At 34.3% G+C, this 18,464-nt stretch carries 17 protein-coding genes; 7 read left to right on the top strand and 10 right to left on the bottom strand.

The annotated features are described in order from the left end of the window. Positions 1-30: 30 nt before the first annotated feature. Positions 31-492: a hypothetical protein gene (locus AC4FQ3_RS22095; RefSeq protein WP_491183301.1), complete on the bottom strand. Its 462-nt coding sequence runs from the start codon at positions 490-492 to the stop codon at positions 31-33. A gap of 131 nt (positions 493-623) precedes the next feature. Further along, positions 624-1,592, bottom strand: a complete 969-nt coding sequence (locus tag AC4FQ3_RS22090) for an HU domain-containing protein (RefSeq protein WP_491183300.1) — start codon at positions 1,590-1,592, stop codon at positions 624-626. 255 nt (positions 1,593-1,847) lie between these two features. Here AC4FQ3_RS22090 and dprA point away from each other — a divergent pair, with 255 nt between their 5' ends. Continuing rightward, positions 1,848-2,948 carry a DNA-processing protein DprA gene (gene dprA, locus AC4FQ3_RS22085; RefSeq protein WP_491183299.1) on the top strand — a complete coding sequence of 367 codons (1,101 nt, stop codon included), beginning with the start codon at positions 1,848-1,850 and terminating at the stop codon, positions 2,946-2,948. A 129-nt stretch (positions 2,949-3,077) separates the two neighbouring features. On the opposite strand, the gene AC4FQ3_RS22080 is transcribed toward dprA, so the two are convergent. The 4 genes from AC4FQ3_RS22080 to AC4FQ3_RS22065 all read right to left on the bottom strand — a co-directional run bounded on the left by AC4FQ3_RS22080 (position 3,078) and on the right by AC4FQ3_RS22065 (position 5,677). Continuing rightward, the gene (locus AC4FQ3_RS22080) at positions 3,078-3,743 is read right to left on the bottom strand and encodes a hypothetical protein (protein ID WP_491183298.1); all 666 of its coding nucleotides are present in this window, start codon (positions 3,741-3,743) and stop codon (positions 3,078-3,080) included. A gap of 131 nt (positions 3,744-3,874) precedes the next feature. Beyond that, positions 3,875-4,000, bottom strand: a complete 126-nt coding sequence (locus AC4FQ3_RS22075; RefSeq protein WP_207384887.1) for a FeoB-associated Cys-rich membrane protein — start codon at positions 3,998-4,000, stop codon at positions 3,875-3,877. Between the two features lie 132 nt (positions 4,001-4,132). After that, a complete protein-coding gene (trpS, locus tag AC4FQ3_RS22070; protein WP_042564929.1) occupies positions 4,133-5,107 on the bottom strand; it encodes a tryptophan--tRNA ligase in 975 nt (324 codons plus the stop codon). A 195-nt stretch (positions 5,108-5,302) separates the two neighbouring features. Further along, positions 5,303-5,677: a GxxExxY protein gene (locus AC4FQ3_RS22065; RefSeq protein WP_302094084.1), complete on the bottom strand. Its 375-nt coding sequence runs from the start codon at positions 5,675-5,677 to the stop codon at positions 5,303-5,305. Positions 5,678-5,979: 302 nt separating this feature from the next. Between AC4FQ3_RS22065 and AC4FQ3_RS22060 the strand changes: the two genes are divergently transcribed. Then, positions 5,980-6,726: a lysophospholipid acyltransferase family protein gene (locus AC4FQ3_RS22060; RefSeq protein ID WP_491183297.1), complete on the top strand. Its 747-nt coding sequence runs from the start codon at positions 5,980-5,982 to the stop codon at positions 6,724-6,726. A 572-nt stretch (positions 6,727-7,298) separates the two neighbouring features. Here the strand turns inward: AC4FQ3_RS22060 and recA are convergent. From recA to AC4FQ3_RS22040, 4 genes are all read right to left on the bottom strand, one after another. Then, positions 7,299-8,306 carry a recombinase RecA gene (recA, locus tag AC4FQ3_RS22055; protein WP_042564963.1) on the bottom strand — a complete coding sequence of 336 codons (1,008 nt, stop codon included), beginning with the start codon at positions 8,304-8,306 and terminating at the stop codon, positions 7,299-7,301. A gap of 191 nt (positions 8,307-8,497) precedes the next feature. Beyond that, the gene (locus tag AC4FQ3_RS22050; RefSeq protein WP_042564932.1) at positions 8,498-9,007 is read right to left on the bottom strand and encodes an acyl-CoA thioesterase; all 510 of its coding nucleotides are present in this window, start codon (positions 9,005-9,007) and stop codon (positions 8,498-8,500) included. 116 nt (positions 9,008-9,123) lie between these two features. After that, positions 9,124-9,507 (bottom strand): DoxX family membrane protein, encoded by a 384-nt coding sequence (locus AC4FQ3_RS22045; protein WP_042564933.1) that lies wholly within the window; start codon positions 9,505-9,507, stop codon positions 9,124-9,126. Positions 9,508-9,514: 7 nt separating this feature from the next. After that, the gene (locus AC4FQ3_RS22040; RefSeq protein ID WP_463459339.1) at positions 9,515-10,663 is read right to left on the bottom strand and encodes a DNA polymerase III subunit; all 1,149 of its coding nucleotides are present in this window, start codon (positions 10,661-10,663) and stop codon (positions 9,515-9,517) included. 436 nt (positions 10,664-11,099) lie between these two features. Here AC4FQ3_RS22040 and AC4FQ3_RS22035 point away from each other — a divergent pair, with 436 nt between their 5' ends. The 5 genes from AC4FQ3_RS22035 to AC4FQ3_RS22015 form a co-directional block, all read left to right on the top strand. Next, positions 11,100-11,552: a hypothetical protein gene (locus tag AC4FQ3_RS22035; RefSeq protein WP_042564935.1), complete on the top strand. Its 453-nt coding sequence runs from the start codon at positions 11,100-11,102 to the stop codon at positions 11,550-11,552. Between the two features lie 181 nt (positions 11,553-11,733). Then, positions 11,734-13,026, top strand: coding sequence for a beta-helix domain-containing protein (locus tag AC4FQ3_RS22030; protein WP_042564936.1), 1,293 nt, complete (start codon positions 11,734-11,736; stop codon positions 13,024-13,026). 104 nt (positions 13,027-13,130) lie between these two features. Continuing rightward, positions 13,131-13,544, top strand: coding sequence for a hypothetical protein (locus tag AC4FQ3_RS22025; protein WP_042564937.1), 414 nt, complete (start codon positions 13,131-13,133; stop codon positions 13,542-13,544). Beyond that, positions 13,541-14,989: a gliding motility protein SprC gene (gene sprC, locus AC4FQ3_RS22020; RefSeq protein ID WP_491183296.1), complete on the top strand. Its 1,449-nt coding sequence runs from the start codon at positions 13,541-13,543 to the stop codon at positions 14,987-14,989. Before AC4FQ3_RS22025 ends, sprC begins: the two co-directional genes overlap by 4 nt. After that, on the top strand, positions 14,989-18,464 hold a 3,476-nt coding region (locus tag AC4FQ3_RS22015; RefSeq protein ID WP_491183295.1), incomplete at its 3' end, for a PorP/SprF family type IX secretion system membrane protein. The genes sprC and AC4FQ3_RS22015, both read left to right, overlap by 1 nt.

Raw genomic sequence — 18,464 nt, 5'->3', positions numbered from 1 at the left:
CCTGTTCCACATGAAACAGGATTTTTATTTTTATATCTGCGCTTGCGCTTTATCTAAAGCCTTTTGCTGATCAATTTGCTTTACTTTAAGTTTTTGAATTTCAAGCTCATTCTTTTTTATTTTTAATTGCTGTTTTTGAGATTCTTCATCAGAAAGTGAACCTAATTTTGAATTCATTTTTTGATTATCTGATTCTAATTTCGCAACTTTTTTTTTGTTCTTTTCTAAGTCTTTTTCAGAATTTTTGAGATCTTTTTGATGTTTCTCTACTTGCTTTTTCTCTTTTTCTACTCGTTTTTGTTCCTTTTTTAATTTTGCCTGTTCGTCATTAAGTTTCGCATGATATTCATCAGATGCTTTTTTAGCGTCTTTTTCGGCCTTCTGGTTGATGATTTGCTGCTGTTTGTCAATAGTCACTATTTTCTGTGCAAAAAACGTCTGAGAAGTCAACATTAGCATTAAGGCTAAAGTAAATTTAATTGTAGTATTCATTGAATGTTTATTTTTAAAATTTACCAACAAAAATAAACGGTGAATTATCTGTACAGTGACTGCAGAAGATTTTTAAGAAACAAAATAGGGCAAAAAAAAATCCAATTCTGCAGAATTGGATTTTCTTAATTTTATAAAGATTCGACTAAAATCCAGGCATCCGGATTTTCGCCTTTCTGAATTTCTTTTTGTGCTTTTTCAGCTTCGGACATTGTTGCATAACTTCCGTACAAAACCGGAAATAAACCATGTTTGTTTTCACCAAGCATTCTCGCACTATAACCGTCTTTAATCAATTGATCATACGCTTTTTTGGCATTTTGTTCACTTCTAAAAGCTCCCGCCATAATGTGATAAGGCATTTTTTTGGTTTCTACAGTTTCAGTTTTTGAAGAATCTACAGAAAGTGTAACTGCCGGCAACGGATTTTGAATAAAAAAAGTTGCTTCTTGTATTTTGTTTTCTACCTTTTTCTGAACTGCACTTTCAACAATAAGTGTTTGTGTTGCAATTTGGTTTTGGTAAATAGGATATCCAATACTTCCTGTAATACCAAGGCCTAAAACGAATATTGCAGCATATCTTAAATATGATTTTGAAGATTTAATTTCATCTTCATCTTCGTTTAAGGCGATAGCTTCTCTTTCTTCAAGTTCCGCCACTTTTTTCTCAAACATTTCTCTTTTTACAACAGGAGAAAAAAACGGACTTAATCCGAAAGAGCTTGTTAGGTAATTATGTTGATCATTTGGTGAAAAAACCATATTTTGATCTGCATTCAAGCGAATATCACCAATATTTTTTAATTGCAAAGAACCATATTCTTCCAGTACTTTTTTCCAGTTTAAAACCTCGTGTGCAATGGCGCTAACAGCAAAACCGTATGATGTGTTTTCTGCCTGAGCAATATGATTTGCCAATAGTCCGTCATTGTTTTTCAACAGACCATTGAATGAGATTGTTTTTTTTGGTGGAAAAAACGAATTTGTGCTCTCATTCACTTGAGCCGGCTGAATTTCTGTTAGAAATGCTCCAAATCCGGGAACCGTTACACACTGATAACGATACAATAATTGCGCGATGTAAGTTTCGATTTTCATAGTAACAAAGTTATGCATCCAATATAGTTATCAAAATTTTATTCACAATTTTTATTAACAATCCGCATTGTTCTACATATTGTTCTTTTTCAACGATTTAAATATAATTAGTTTTTTGATAATAATTATAATAAGGTTTAAATATTTTATTTTAGCAGGAAATTACTTCTGTTTTATATCTTTGTTCTTCTTAAAAGTAGTCGGGATGTTATTGTTTTAAAGATTTTTTCTACTTCTTAAAAATTAAATTTTATTATGTCAGAACAAGATTTGTTTTATTTGTTAGCCTTACTAAAAGTCGAAGGTGTTGGTGATATTATGGCCAAAAAATTACTAACTCATTTTGGAAAGGCAGAAACGGTTTTTACAACAAAAACAAATCAAATTGCTGCCGTTGATGGAATTGGTTCTGTTTTATTAAAAAATTTGAAAGACAAATCTATTTTTGAAAAAGCCAGCAGAGAACTTGATTTTATTAAATCTAATGATATAAAAGTTTCTTTCTTTCAGGACGAAAATTATCCGGAACGACTGAAACATTGTTTTGATTCGCCTGTTTTGATCTTTTCTGCAGGAAATATGAATTTAAAAAACAAAAGAATAATCAGTATTGTCGGCACGCGCCAGATCACTTCGTACGGAACGGATTTTTGTAGAAAACTAATTGAAGATTTGGCACCTCTTGATCCCGTAATTGTGAGTGGTTTTGCTTACGGAGTCGATATCGTAGCCCACCAGATTGCGATGGAACATAATTTGCAAACTATTGGCGTTCTCGCGCATGGTCTAAATCAGATTTATCCGAAAACGCACAAAAAGTATGTTGCGAAAATGGAGGAGAACGGTGGTTTTATTACTGAATTCTGGAGTTCATCAAATCCTGATAAAGAAAATTTTGTACGCCGAAATCGCATTGTAGCCGGAATGACAGAAGCTACAATTGTTATTGAATCTGCCGATAAAGGAGGATCATTGATTACGGCAAATCTCGCCAATGATTATAATCGGGATGTTTTTGCGGTTCCGGGCCGGGTTACTGATAAGTACAGCCAGGGCTGCAATGATTTGATTAAAACACAAAAAGCAAATGTTCTGTCGAGCGCAGCAGATTTGATTTATATGCTCAATTGGGACATCGAGAAAAAGGTAAAATCAATTCAAAAATCATTGTTTGTTGATCTCGAACCTGATGAACAAAAAGTGTATGATTTTTTAATAAAAAATGGCAAAGAATTGCTGGATATTATTGCGCTGCAGTGCGATTTCCCGATTTTTAAAATTTCAGGGGTTTTGTTAAATATGGAACTTAAAGGCGTAATTAGACCATTGCCAGGCAAATTATTTGAGGTGATTTAAGTTTTATTATTTTAACATACATAAAGGAAAAATATGAAACAATTTTTTCTTGAAATAATAACAATTATTCAAAAAAAACATTAGAAAAGTAAGTAATATTTACTTTTCTAATGAGAAATTTATTAGTTTTTATGAATCTATCCATTCAATTTTTTGTTTGGGAAAATCTTTTCGAGAACTCTCGTCTAAAAGTTCGCGTCTAGATACTCCATTAGATACCTTACGTCTATGTACTTTTTGTGAAATAGTCCAGTAATTATCTTTTTTCTTTACAAGAACAATGTGTTGTACAATTTCACCATTTCGTGCTTTAATTTTTACGAGATATTCTATTTTATTGTTACCTGATAATACTATTATTCCAATATTTTCAGGAGCCATTGATGGAGTAACTGTTCCTAAATCCTTCTGAAAAAAGGACTCTAGATTATATGATGTAACATTGTCGTTAGGGTTGTTATGGGTTACCTTGTATATTGTTATACTAACATCATACAATGGAATTTCGCCAACAACAGTAATCCCCCACATTGAAGGACCGTCAGCTATCCCATCCATAGTTTGGAGACCACTTTTTATGTAAGCCCATGACGTACCGCCGGTTATTTGATCTAGTGATTGTTTTGCTAAGTTTGCATTTTCTTGTGTAAGTTCTATTATTCTTTTATTTTTTTCCCCTAATTCTTCACTGTCTTTTATTGCTTGCTTGGCTGCAAGAAAAACGCCAAAAGCGGTAAGTAATCCGCCAATTAATATTATTATTGCTGCTGTCAAGTTTGGTTTTTTTTTAATCATTTATATTTTATAGTAATTATCGAATAACAAATTTATATGTTTTTTATGTAATCATATTTAAAAGGGTGTAATCTAGCCGTTGTTTAATAAAATTATTTGAAGCTATTTAACGAGTAATTACTGAATTAAAATTATTTTTTTCCTTTAAAATGTCTGTATAATTGATAGAGGACAATAATTAAAATAATGGCAAATACAACATTCAGAATCTGAAATAAATAGGGTGGAACATCATAATCTTCTACAAACTTATTCATCTTATTTTGGTTTTGATTATACTTGAAAGTATTGATTTTGATGAAATTACGAATTATTTATTAAAGTTTCTACATTCTAAAATAAAAAAACCTCCTGCGTAAACAAGAGGTTATATTTATTTTTGAAAAGGTTTATTTTCCGAAACCAAGAACTTCGCGAACTTTGGCCAAAACACCATCCGCAACAACAGAAGCTTTTGAGGCTCCTTTTTTCAATAATGCATCCACTTCTTCAAGGTTATTGATATAGTAATTGTATTTTTCTCTTTCTGTTTTAAATTTTTCTGTAATCAATTCAAAAAGAGCTTGTTTAGCATGACCGTAACCATAATTTCCGCCCAAATAATTAGCTCTCATTTCGGCAATTTGGGTTTCATTTGCCAGTAAAGAATAAATAGCAAAAGCGTTGCAGGTATCCGGATTTTTTGGTTCCTCAAGTGGTGTACTATCAGTTTCGATACTCATAACCTGCTTGCGAAGCGTTTTATCGTCAAGGAAAATATTGATAATATTATTGGCAGATTTACTCATTTTTCCACCGTTTGTTCCTGGAATCAACATACTATCTTCCTGAATTTTAGCTTCAGGAATTACAAATGTTTCTCCCATTTGGTGGTTGAAACGGGAAGCCACATCACGTGTGATTTCCAAATGCTGTAATTGGTCTTTTCCAACCGGTACAAATTCTGCATCATATAGCAAAATATCTGCCGCCATTAACATCGGATAAGTAAAAAGTCCCGCGTTTACATCATCTAAACGATCAGCTTTATCCTTGAAAGAATGAGCCAAAGTCAAACGTTGGAACGGAAAAAAGCAACTTAAATACCAGGTTAATTCAGCAGTTTGAGTCACATCAGATTGTCTGTAAAAAGTAACTTTATCAGGATTTAGTCCGCAAGCAAGCCAAGCTGCTGCGGTGCTATATGTATTTTCTCTTAATGTTTTACCATCTTTAATTTGTGTAATCGAATGTAAATCAGCAATAAACAAATATGATTCATTTGCAGGATTGTTTGATAATTCGATTGCAGGAATAATTGCTCCTAATAAATTGCCTAAGTGTGGCGTTCCAGTACTCTGAACACCGGTTAGTATTTTTGCCATTCTCGTTTTTTCTTATTACTAAACGCAAAGTTCGTTTTTTTACGGCAAAGTGTGCAATTTTTTTAACTGCAAATGTTTTTTCTCGGAATGTTTAATTTTTTACCACGGAGAACACGAAGTTTTTCACAGAGGGAAGAAGTTTTTAAGTTTGCAGATAAAATAAATTTTATTGAGAGCACAAAGTTAAGTGCATTATTAATCGTTGATCACTCTTCTGACTCCATTTTTTAATAAAATTTCATTGAAATTTATAAGTAATCCTAGTTTATAATTACCAAGTCTTAAATAAGTTAAGGTTTGAGCTAGATGAATTGTGGTTAAAGATTCTACGCTTTTAATTTCTACTATAAATTTGTTTTCAACCAGTAAATCTATACGGTAACCACAATCTAATTTTACTTCTTCAAATATTACTGGCATCAGCTTTTCCTTTTCTACTAAAAGTCCTCTCTGTTTGATTTTGTAATAGAGACATTCTTGATAAGCATTTTCTAACAAACCAGGTCCTAAAGCTTTATGGACCTGAATTGCTAATCCAATTATGATAGTTGATATTTCATTTTCTGTCATATAACATTTTATTTTTTTAACGCATATTTTCGTATAAAAATAATAATTTTTTTGCCACATGGAGCATAAAGTTTTCGCAAGGTGACGAAGTATTTGCTAATAAATTGAAAATGAAAGGTATTTTTCGAAGTTAGGGTCAAAGTATAAATCTCTGTAATCTTATTGCTTGCAATCAAGTTTCAATCCTACTTCTTTTCTCTGTGAAAAAACTTTGTGTTCTTTGTGGTAAAAAACATTCCAGTTTTATCAACACCAAAAATTCTTTTTGTAAAATTTACTTCTGATTTCTTACATTTGAAACCATGAAAGGAATTAAAATTATTTTTTGGGTTTTGTGGCGCATTTGGTTTTACATTTTAATGGCCATTCCGATATTGATTATGCTGCCGTTTTTGCTAGTTTCTATTATTTCGGAAAGCGGATACCCCTATTTTTTTAAAATGGCCCGCATTTGGGCTAAATTTATCCTTTTCGGGATGGGTTTTTATTATATGATCGAACGTTTGCAGAAACTTGAGAAGGGAAAGAGTTACATGATCGTCGCAAATCATACTTCAATGACAGATATTATGCTGATGTTGGCTATAGTTCGAAATCCGTTTGTATTTGTTGGAAAAAAAGAGCTTTCAAAAATTCCGTTATTTGGATTTTTCTATAAAAGAACTTGTATTCTGGTTGACAGAAATTCATCGAGAAGCAAAAATGAAGTTTTTAAAAGGGCACAAGACAGACTTAGTCAAGGACTTAGTATTTGTATTTTTCCTGAAGGCGGGGTTCCTGACGATGAAACTATTTTGTTGGATGAATTTAAAGACGGCGCTTTTCGCTTGGCAATAGATCATCAAATTCCGATTGTACCTATTGTTTTTGCAGACAATAAAGAACGATTCTCGTATACTTTTTTGAGTGGAAGTCCGGGAAAAATGAGAATAAAGGTTTTGCCATTTATTGAAACCAAAGGCTTAACAGGTGAAAACAGGAAAGATCTAAGAGATCAGGTGAGACAAGTGATTTATAAAGGATTACTTGAATTTAAAAAGAAAAAGTAACCAGAGCACTTAAAATAATAAACCCGGCAAACTGTAAAGCTTGCCGGGTTTTATTTTGAATTAAAACCCCTTTTATATTCAAAATTTATCGATGTATTATTTTCTCAGAAATAAAACGTAATACTTTCTTAATTTTTAATTTGGTTTTTCTACGGTTTTTATTCAACAACACTTCTAGTTTCTCTTTCATGGTTACAAATCTTAAGGGTTGGTAATAAAGAGTTTGATTAAAACTCAAGTTAACGTCACAATTAATAGATTCTAAAAAATGAAAAAGGTTGCGTTTAAACGTAAAATATTTCTTAAAAAAGAATAAAAACCCGTTAGCACCAAAAAAAACTAACGGATCTTTATAAACAATAAACAACCAAATTTATTCTAAAAACAAACTTTTGATTAAGGTATTTATGGCAGTAAATACCGTGTAAAATCTTGAGTCTCTTTATAAGATGTAATTGTTTTAAAAGGGTTGCGTCAGTTTTTTGTTTTTTTTGAAATAAAAAAACCCGACAAGTTTTTTAAAACTGTCGGGTTTGAATTATAAACGCTGCAATTAGCAGATATTTAATATTTTATGCGTTAGCCAATTCTTTGATGTGAGCTTTTATTTTAAGTTCTAATTCATCAGCTAATTCCGGATTATCTTTAATTAATGCTTTTACAGCATCACGACCTTGTCCTAATTTTGTATCTCCGTAGCTAAACCATGAACCTGCTTTTTTAACAATGTCAAACTCCACAGCCAAATCTAAAATTTCACCTGTTTTAGAAACTCCTTCTCCGTACATAATGTCGAATTCAGCAGTTTTAAAAGGTGGCGCTACTTTGTTTTTAACCACTTTTACTTTAGTTCTGTTTCCGATAACATTTTCACCATCTTTAATTTGAGATGAACGACGAATATCTAAACGTACTGAAGCATAGAATTTTAAGGCGTTACCACCCGTTGTAGTTTCAGGATTTCCAAACATAACACCAATTTTCTCTCTCAACTGGTTGATGAAGAAAACAGTACAATTTGTTTTACTGATAGTTCCTGTAAGTTTTCTCAAAGCCTGAGACATCAAACGTGCGTGAAGACCCATTTTTGAATCTCCCATTTCACCTTCGATTTCACTTTTTGGAGTCAACGCAGCAACCGAGTCAATAACCACAATATCAATTGCTCCTGAACGAATTAAGTTTTCGGCAATTTCTAAAGCTTGTTCTCCGTTATCTGGTTGAGAGATGATCAGGTTTTCGATATCTACGCCTAATTTCTCGGCATAATTTCTATCAAAAGCGTGTTCTGCATCTATAAAAGCAGCAATTCCTCCGGCTTTTTGAGCTTCGGCAATTGCGTGTAAAGTTAATGTTGTTTTACCAGAAGATTCCGGTCCGTATATTTCGATAATTCTTCCTTTTGGGTAACCGTTTACTCCAAGTGCTAAATCAACACCAAGAGAACCTGAAGAAATTGTTTCAACTTCTACAATGGCTTTATCTCCCATTTTCATCACAGTTCCTTTACCGTAAGTCTTATCTAGTTTGTCAAGCGTAAGTTGGAGCGCTTTTAATTTGGCTTCTTTTTCTGAACTCATCTTTTCTTTTTCTTTTACTTCTTTTACTTTTTCTTTCATCTATATTTTTATAATTCTTTCATTCTCAAAATAAACCGGAATTTTAATAGCTTCCTGATTTAGATTTTTCATGGGCATGTAATTTTGTAAAATTACTTCTTTTTTTGAAGTTTCATTGTTCCAAATTGTATCAAATTTTCACAAAAATTGTCCTATAAAAATAAAGCCTTTAATTCTGTAGCTTCTGACGGTTTTATTTTTCCGGCAAGCAGTAAACTTAGTTGTTTACGACGAAGTGCGGCGTCAAAACGTTGTATTTCAAGTTCAGTTTCCGGTATAATTGCCGGCACTTCAACAGGTCTTCCGCTATCATCCACCGCGACAAAAGTATAAATAGCTTCGTTGGCTTTGGTTCTGCTTCCCGACTCACGGTCTTCTACCCAAACATCGATAAAAACTTCCATAGAACTTTTAAAAGATCTGGAAACTTTTGCCTCTATTGTCACTACGGCTCCAAGAGGAATAGCTCTATTAAAAGCAACGTGATTTACAGATGCCGTAACTACAATTCGGCGTGAATGTCTGCGTGCCGCAATACTTGCAGCGCGGTCCATTCTGGCTAATAATTCGCCGCCAAAAAGGTTGTTTAAAGGATTAGTTTCGCTCGGTAAAACTAAATCGGTTAAAATAGTTAGAGATTCTGAAGGGTGTTTTGGATTCATTTTTTTAATGTAAAATTATTTTTTGCTATCCGCTAAAGCGAACAATTTATTTTTTGCCACAGATTTCAGATTATCACATTTTTAATCATTTTAATTTGAAATCTGTGGCATATTTTTTAATTCAGCCAATAAACAGCCATAATGGCCGGAACAAAATAAATAACAATGGTTCTTGCTCCATCGTAATCTTTGGCCAATCGTTGTCCAAAAAGCATCATTAACAATGAGATACAGGAAAAAACGGCACCGTAAAAACCAAATTCACGACCACTGTTTGTTACTAATTGTATAGCACCAACTACACATAAAATTCCGGAAATTAATTCTAAAATTAAAAGGTGAAGTAGGGCAAGTGGCACCTGGTTTTTTAGTGGGGTTTTTGCAAAATGTTCTTTTAGCCAGGTAACATTATCTTTCCAGTAAAAAATTTTCTCGTAGCCTGATTGTAAAAATGTTAAGGCCAAAAAAATCAAAAGTAAAATAGAGGCAACATTATTCATTTGAAAATTATTTTTTATGAATTAAACGAGTCAGTTTTATAGATAAATCTGTTAAAATTATTTTTGCATTTCCGTTTCTTTCAATATGGTACATCGCATCTGAAAGTTCTTTGAAAATGTCATGAATGTTGTTTCCGTTTACAAATGGTGCAAAATTTTCTAATTTGAATTTATCAACTTTCGGTTCTATATAGACTAAAGACGGCGCTTCATAATTAAGTAAAAGTGCCTGACGAAACATTTCGATACAAAACTGAATGAATTTTTTCTGGCTTTCACGACCCAAACCGGCAATTTCTTCACTCCAGGAAATTAAATCCTGAATGGCGGCGGCATTTCCTTTTGCTCTAAAGGCAGCGCGAACCCAATTTACAAACCATTGTTCAAAAGGAAATTCAGAATCATCTTCTTTTAGTAAAGAAACTGCTTTGTTGAAATTTCCCTGTGCCTGATGGGCAATTTTTTTGGCTAAGTTGGAATCTATATTTTCTTGAGAAACCAAGGCTTCTGCAATTACTTTTTCGGGTAAACCGTTAAAGTGAATTACCTGACAACGAGATCGTATGGTTTGAATAATATCTTCTTCGTTTTCAGAAATCAGAATAAATATGGTTTTATCTGAAGGTTCTTCTAATAATTTCAAAAGTTTATTTGATGCGGCGATATTCATTTTATCGGCCATCCAGATGATCATAATTTTATAACCGCCTTCGTATGATTTTAACGCAAGTGATTTTAAAACTTCCTGAGCATCTTCGACACGTATTTCTCCTTGTTTGTTTTGAACGCCGAGAATTTTATACCAGTCAAACAAACCTCCGTAGGGCATTTCGTTAATGAAATTTCGCCAGTCCTGAATGAAATCTAAACTTTTAGGTTTTGTTTTTACATCTTCTGTAGTTACGGTTGGATAAATAAAATGCAAATCAGGATGCGAAAGGTTTTGGAATTTAAGATTGCACGAATCGTTTCCATTTGAATTTTCGTCGCCTGTGTTATTGCATAAAATATATTGCGCATAGGCAATAGCTGTTGATAAAGTACCACTTCCTTCTGGCCCAATGAATAATTGTGCATGTGGAATTCGCCCGGAAGCTGCACTTTTTATCAAGTGACTTTTGATGTAATCCTGACCTAAAATTTGTGAAAATTGCATGAAGCAAAGATATAAGAAAATGATGTAGGCAAAAATTTTCAGTAAAAAGTTTAATTCTGTAGGTTCATTTTTGTATTTATGAAATGTTTTTTAACTGAATTGTTGATTTATTTCTTCTTAAGTTTTATCAATACTGAGATGATTTGAATAGATATTAAGATTTTTTTGTTAATAGTTTTTGCAAAAATGTTTAAATCAGATGTCTTTTTTGAGTACAATAATGCGTAAAGAGTTAATTTACTTAAACTATTTCTTACAGGAAAAAATTTTAACAAAATTAACAAAATCTTCGGCAAAACGCATATTTTCTCGACCTACGACCCTTTTTTAAGGTTATTTTAAGGTGAATTTTCGAAAAAAAAAAACATTAAAGTTGCGATTTAACATAATTTATATATTTTTGTTTTCATCAACAACCAATTTTTAATAAGAATTTATGAAAGGGAAAATTATTTTTTTAAGCTTATTTTTTATTTTGACAACTGCGGCAGCATCAGCTCAAGCTAAGAACGCTCCCAGAAGTATTATTAGTACAACAGCTCTTATTCGTAAATACCACGATCAAAAAGAATTGAGCGGTATGCAAAAAGGAGAACTTTTAGAGTTGTACATTGAACGAATTAAAGTATTAGTTAAGACTCTCCCTTACATTGCATTGGTGACAAAACCAGGTGTGACGATGGCAGACTTAGGTATTCCGGACGATTCTGAGCACAAAAAAGTTTTAGACAATCAGGCTGTAGGTACATCAGCATTCTTAGACGTAACTGTAGAGTTTCAAAGAAAAATGATGCCATACTCTGATAAAGGAAACTTAATTGCAGCTATTTTATTTTACGAAAGCACATTAAAATCATTACACGAGTTCAATGAATTGAACGAAATGTAATAAAAATAAAATTTTTTAAAACTTTCTTTGAAGTGTTTACGTAAATGAACTCGAACATTTAAAGAAGTTAAAAAATATTAACTCGTTCTCGATGTGTTCTGATAGCTTTCAGGAAAATCGAGATGAGTTTTTATCATATTACGCATACCCAAATTTATTATTAACCTAATACCCTTTTATCATGAAAAAAATTACTCAAATTATCTGCGTTCTTTTGACAGTTACGAGTATGAGTGCTCAACAAGAAAAAGGAATTATGGGCTACAACAACTGGTTGAACAACTGGACTGAATTTAAGCCTAACAAAGTTGACTATGGTGAAGCAAACCAAATTTTAGCAGGAAACATTTCTGTTAATACTAAATTGCTAAAAAGAAACATTTATGTTTTGCAAGGAAACGTTTATGTTACTAACAATGCCGTTTTAACAATTGAACCGGGAACTTTAATTATTGGTGATTTCGAAACAAAAGGAACATTGGTAGTTACAAAAGGTGCGCAACTTGTTGCAGATGGTTTAGAAACAGATCCAATTGTATTTACATCAAACCGCAGCCAGAAAAAAGCTGGTGACTGGGGTGGACTTGTAATTCTTGGTGATGCGCCAATTAACAAATTTGGAAATGTTGGTTCTTACAATCTAGATCTTGATCCTACACTTACTACTTACGGTGGTGACAATGTAGCTGGTAACTCAGGTATTTTAAGATATGTTAGAATCGAGTTTGCAGGTAAAAAAGTTAAAGGTATGGATACTTTCAATGGTTTAACTATTGCAGGTGTTGGAAACAAAACTATTCTTGAAAACGTTATGGTAAGCTACTCTGGTGGTGACTCATTTGCTTTTTACGGTGGTGATGTAAATGCTAGTAAATTAGTATCATACAAATCAATCAACGACGATTATAAATTTACTCAAGGTATTCAATGTCGTTTATACAATTCATTAGCGGTAAGATCTTCTTATTTATCAAGTAATAAAGATGGTTCTCGTTGCATGGAAGTAAAATCATACGAAAAGAAAAGCGAAACTGATTTTACTAAAAAACAAACTCTTGTTGCTGCAACAAACATTACAATGCTTAATGATAGCGAAAACATCAATGCTGATATTCAGGCTGGTTTAGTAAAAGAAGCAATTTATGTTGCTGAAAATGCTTCTCTTGAGATGAAAAGAAGTGTAATCTCTGGATTTAATCCTGCTGTTTTACTAGATAGCAAAACTGAGATTAACGATGCCAACCTTAAAAAAATCAAATTTGAAGAAATGTATTTCAACCTTTGTAAAGGAAACATCTTTACTGAATACAATTCTAACAACGAAGATTTAGAGAGCTGGTATGGTAATACTGTTTTCTTTAATGTTAAATCTCAAAGTGACAACAAAGAGACATTCATTGATATCTATAACCCTAAGAAACCAGATTTCAGATTACAATTAGGAAAAATTACAGCATCTAGCGGAAACAGATAGATAGATTTAGATTTTTATTTCAGAGCGTAAATTTTATTAATAAAGTCCCCAGACACAATTTATGTGTATTCGTCTCAACGGACCCAAATAAAGATCAAAATATAATGGCCCCGATAAAAAGATATTTTACTTGTATAATATTTTTGATTTCGCCTGTAACGTCATGTCTGTATGCACAGAATACAATAGAAAAACCTACAGTTTCTGTTGTTTCTGATTGCAAGATGACTCCGTGTACACTTAATCAAAAGAATGATATAGCTGATAAACGTATCAGCAAATTAGATAATTCTAATCAGTTTATAGTAGGGCTATCCATCCCCAAGGATAGCCTTGCTATGGCAGCTGATGTAGAGAATCAAACTACTTCAGGATGTGACGAAAATTCAGTAATTGCTGGTTCTTATTCAGTTCTTGCAAAAGACATTATTGAGAACTACAAATATGATTTTTCTGAAACATTCATTGATATTTTGTTTTTTGAAGATATAGATTTAGCAAGAAAACGCACTATATGATTCGAAAAATTACTCTATTTTTTACTAAATTATTAATTTTCTTCGGCGCATTCTTTGCTTTCGAATCAAATGTTAGTGCACAAACAATTGTGCCGCAAACCTTTGATGGTCTTGAGAAACTTTGTGCCGGGGGATCTTTTAATGAATTTAATGCCACCTTTAGCTATATAGATTTTCCTGCAGGAACAACTTTTGTGGTTGAACTGTCAGATGCTACAGGTGATTTTACTACCCCAATTGCCACAACATTACTTCAAACTATTGATCTTTCTGCTACGCAGCAAACTATTAAATATGCAGTCCCAACAAGTTTAGTCGGATCTGATACTTATAGTTTAAGGGTAAAAAGTTCTACTGGAGTTGTGAGTCAGCGTTTTAAAAATTCCTTAGGAAATACTTCTTTTCCAGCTTATTACAAAGATTTCGAAGCTTCATTTTTTATCAATAATAAAAGTGATGCCGCTATGATATGTTCAGGTGGAAGCCTTACACTTTCTATTAGTAACGAAACACCTACAGTTCCAAATTCATCTCCCGTTAATTATTCAAAAATTAAATATAAATGGTATAAAGATGATGTTGCAATTGCAGGACAAAGTTCTAGTACGTTAGTAGTAAATTCTACCGGAAAGTATTACGCCGAAATTGATTATGGGCAATGTACAGATGTGAATTTTAGTTCAAATCGTGTAAACGTTACTTCTTCAAGTGGCGGTTCTGCGGTTACGATAAGTTCGAGTTTAGGGAATCCTTTTTGTTCTAACGGAACAGGAACTGTTCTTACAGCAACTTCTGGAAATAGCTATGTCTGGAAAAAAGATGGTGCTGTAATAGCAGGCGCAACTAACCGTAGTTATACTACAAACGAATCAGGAATTTATACTGTTGAAGTTGATTTTGGTGGCTGTAAAGCTACCGGAAGTATTAATCTTAGTACAAACGGTTTTGATGCAAGTATAGATGTTCAAGATAATTATGAACTTGCAGAAGGGGAGACCTTGAGTGTTTCTATAACAACTGATGCATCAGCACCAACATACGAATGGTATTTAAACGGTAATATTATTAATGGCGCAACATCAGATACGTATCTGATAGCTGTAAGAGGTCTTTACAGAGTTGTAATTTCTCAGGTTTCAGGATGTGTTGCAACAAAAGAATTTACTTTTAGAATTAAAGGTCAATCTGGACCGGCAACAGTTGTTCCTAATATTATAAAATTAAGTGGAGATATACCGTATTGGGATATCCCTGGCGAATATAAAAATGCAAACACCAAAGTAATGATTATAAGTTCGAATGGTGATATGGTTTTGGACGTTGTCGATTATCAAGGAGATTGGCCACAGACCGCAATAGATTTTAAAAATGTCAATCCAGTTTATTACTATGTCATTAAAGGCGACGCAGGTGAAAAAAAAGGATCAATAACTGTGATTAAATAATGAAGAAAATTTTACTATTCATAACTTTATTTTACGGTTTTTCAAATGTACTCTATTCCCAGACCTCTGAGAATGGAGTTGTTTCGTTTTCATTACCAATTAGAAATTCTTTAAAGTTTAATAGATATTTAATTAACCCTGCATTTAGTTTCGTTCGTGAACAAAATGCTTATTTAAGTTTTTATAATAAAAGGCAATGGGTGCAGTTTGAAGATGCTCCAAACACTTATTTATTTGGTTACTCAGGACGTTTTAGAGAAAATGAAGCCTTTGCTTTTGGTTTATTTCAACAAAACTATGGTTTGATGACTGTGTTTGGCGGAGTAGGTAACTTTGCGCATAACATCGTTTTAGATCAGGACAGTAATTTAACTTTCGGTTTAAATGTTGGTGCTTACCAAAGCGGTTTAAACAAAGGCAAAATTATTTCAGATGACACAACTTTAGATGGAGATTATCCATCAAATACAATGCTTACTGTAAATCCTGGTATCAACTACGGAACAGCATTTCTTGATTTTGGAGTATCTGTAAACAATTTAATTCTTTACAACTTTGGTTCAGGAGTTGTAAAAGATGATCCCGAAAGAGCAATCGAATTACATGCTATGTATACAGGATATATTGATAGCTATGGTTTTTTCGAACAAAGTAAATTCTCAGGAATTGTAAAAACAGAAATTAAACAAGATAAAGCAGTTATTTCAGGACTTGCCATGATTTCTATTCCAAAAGGAGTTTGGGCACAGGCAGGATATAATACTTTGTACGGAGTTTCAGCAGGACTTGGATTTAATATTACGCCAAGTATTGCTATAGAATATAATTATGAAAGAGGAATGGGGAATTTCACCAATTTAGGTGGTTCTCATGAATTTGCAATAGCATATAGATTTAAAAACAGAAATTACTATTACGGAGATGATGAAGATGGTGCTCTTATAGATCCAGCGAGATCTAAACCGGTACTGGCTAAGAAAAATCCATCTACAGCTCAGGTTACAAGAACAAGTGGAGCTGAAAAAGCAAAACTAGCAGCCGATGCAAAAGCGCAAGCTGATGCCGATGCACAAAAAATAAGACTTGCAGCTGCAGAAAAAGCCAAGGCTGATGCCGAAGCCGCTGCAAAAGCAAAACTAGAAGCCGACAACAAAGCTAAAGCAGACGCTGAAGCATTAAAAATAAGATTAGCTGCCGATGCAAAAGCAAAAGCCGATGCACAAGCTGCTGAAAAAGCGAGATTAGCTGCAGATAATAAAACCAAAGCCGATGCACAGGCTGCAGAAAGAGCAAGATTAGCAGCTGATACTAAAGCGAAAGCTGATGCACAAGCAGCAGAAAAAGCAAGACTAGCTGCAGATAATAAAGCAAAAGCTGATGCACAAGCTGCGGAAAGAGTAAGATTAGCCGCTGATGCAAAAACGAAAGCCGATGCCCAAGCTGCAGAGAGAGCAAGACTAGCTGCAGACGCAAAAACGAAAGCCGATGCACAAGCTGCAGAGAGAGCAAGATTAGCTGCCGATGCAAAAGCCAAAGCAGATGCACAAGGTACAGCCAAAACACAAATAGCTGCAACCAACCAACCAGCAACAGCTACAGAAAAAACAGCTGCACAATTGGCTGCAGATAAATCTAAGGCAGATGCACAAGCTGCAGAAAGAGCCAGATTAACTGCTAGTAATAAAACAAATGCTGATGCACAGGCAGTAGAAAGAGCAAGATTAGCCGCAGATAATAAAACGAAAGCTGATGCACAAGCAGAGCAAAGAGCAAAATTAGCTGCAGATAATAAAACTAAAGCAGATGCACAAGCAGAGCAAAGAGCCAGATTACTGGCAGATAATAAAGCTAAGGCCGATGCACAAGCCGCTGAGAGAGCAAGAATTGCTGCCGATAATAAAGCAAAAGCTGATGCACAAGATGCAGAAAGAGCAAAACTGGCTGCAGAAAATAAAGCCAGAGTAGATGCCCAGATTGCAGAAAGAGCCCGATTAGCTGCTGCAAAAGGAAAAGTTGATGCCGAAGGAGTGGCTAAAACGCCAGCTGTTGCAGAAACACCAGCTGTTACTGAAAAAGTTGCTGAGCCACAAAAAACAGCTGCAGAATTAGCTGCAGAAAAAGCAAAAGCAGATGCGGAAGCATTAAAAATAAAATTAGCTGCTGATGCTCAGGCAAAAGCAGATGCAGCAGAAGCTAAACGTAAAGCTGATGCCAAAGCGAAAGCTGAAGCGGCAGATTTACAATCAATCCTAGCGGCTGACGCCAAAGCAAAAGCAGATTCAGATGCACTTCAGGCAAGGTTAGCTGCTGAAGCAAAAGCAAAAGCAGCTGCTGCTGCAAAAACTAAAGTAAGTATTGATGCAGCCAACAAAGCTAAATTAGCCGCTGCTGCAAAAGAAAAAACTGCACAAGAAGCTGCATTAAAAGAAAAAGCCGCTACAGAAGCAAAAGCGAAAGCTGATGAAGAGGCAAGACAAGCAAGACTTGCTTCTGAAGCAAAAGCGAAAGCCGACGCTGAGGCATTAAAAATAAAATTAGCTGCAGAAGCAAAAGCAAAAGCAGATGCTGAAGCTCAGGCAAAATTAGCTGCAGAAGCAAAAGCTAAAGCAGATGCAGAAGCACTTCAGGCGAAACTTGTTGCAGATGCAAAGGCCAAAGCAGATGCTGAAGCTCAGGCAAAATTAGCTGCAGAAGCAAAAGCGAAAGCTGATGCGGAGGCACTTCAAGCAAAACTTGTTGCAGATGCAAAGGCGAAAGCAGATGCTGAAGCTCAGGCAAAATTGGCTGCAGAAGCAAAAGCGAAAGCTGATGCAGAAGCACTTCAGGCAAAACTTGTTGCAGATGCAAAAGCCAAAGCAGATGCTGAAGCTCAGGCAAAATTAGCTTCTGAAGCAAAAGCGAAAGCAGACGCCGAAGCACAACAAGCAAAATTAGCTGCCGAAGCAAAAGCAAAAGCGGATGCTGAAGCATTAAAAATAAAATTAGCTGAAGAGGCAAAAGCTAAAGAAGAAGCAGAAGCTCGTGAAGCAAAACTAGCTGCTGAAAATAAAGCAAAAGCTGACGCTGAAGCCCAACAAGCTAAATTGGCTGCTGATGCAAAAGCTAAAGCCGATATGGCAGCTTTACAAGCGAAATTATTGGCAGATGCAAGAGTAAAAGCCGATGCAGAAGCGACTGAAAGACTAAAAGCAGAACAAGAAGCTAAAAAATTACAAATACAAGAAGAAGAACGTCAAGCTAAGTTAGCTGCTGATAAAGCCAAAGCGGATGCTGAAGCATTAAAAGTACAACAAGCTGCAGAAGCTCAACAAGCTAAATTGGCCGCAGAAGCAAAAGCGAAAGCAGACGCTGAAGCACAACAAGCTAAACTTGCAGCTGAAGCAAAAGCGAAAGCAGACGCAGAAGCTCAACAAGCTAAATTGGCCGCAGAAGCAAAAGCGAAAGCAGACGCTGAAGCACAACAAGCTAAACTTGC

This window comes from Flavobacterium sp. AK-345, assembly GCF_058310175.1.
The sequence above is the reverse complement of the archived record's forward strand: the minus strand, read 5'-3'. Positions and strand labels throughout refer to the sequence as shown.